The organism is Vibrio sp. 10N.286.49.E11 (assembly GCF_041469505.1).
Taxonomy (GTDB): Bacteria; Pseudomonadota; Gammaproteobacteria; order Enterobacterales; family Vibrionaceae; genus Vibrio; species Vibrio crassostreae_C.
Genome location: NZ_JBFRKQ010000043.1, coordinates 18,335 through 18,849, shown reverse-complemented (window position 1 = coordinate 18,849; position 515 = coordinate 18,335). Strand labels below are relative to the sequence as shown.

General features: G+C 49.3%; 1 protein-coding gene. It reads right to left on the bottom strand.

The genetic code is table 11. From position 1 onward, the window contains the following. On the bottom strand, positions 1-515 hold a 515-nt coding region (locus tag AB4167_RS10170), incomplete at both ends, for a cadherin-like domain-containing protein (RefSeq protein ID WP_372136485.1).

Here is a 515-nt window from a genome sequence, read left to right as displayed (position 1 = left end):
ATCGTGAAGCTGCCGTCATCGTTGGCTACAACCGTCGCATCACCGCCAACCGTAAGGTCGCTAGCTGTCAGGTCATCGCCTTCTACGTCAGACGCTTGAGAAAGTAATTGCTCTTGGCTTAGACGGATAGAACCATCTTCATCGATTGAGTACGCGAGGTCACCCGATACAGGCGCATCATCAACTGCCGTAACGCTCACATCAATGTTAGCTGATACCGTATCGGTGCCGTCTGAGACATCGAAACCGAAGTTTACGTCGCCATTAAAGTTTTCATTAGGAGCGAAGGTGTACGTACCATTACCGTTGTCGGTCAAGATACCGTCACCACCGTCGTAGGTCACACCTTCAACCGTTAGGTTGTCACCTTCAATGTCTGTTGCGCCTGTAAGCAGATCCGCGTCTGTGAACAGTAAAGTACCGTCTTCTTCAACACTGAATTGCTGATCTTGAGGAACTGGCAGGTCATTGATTGGGTTAACGGTTAAATCGGCAGAAGCTTGAACGGTATTGGT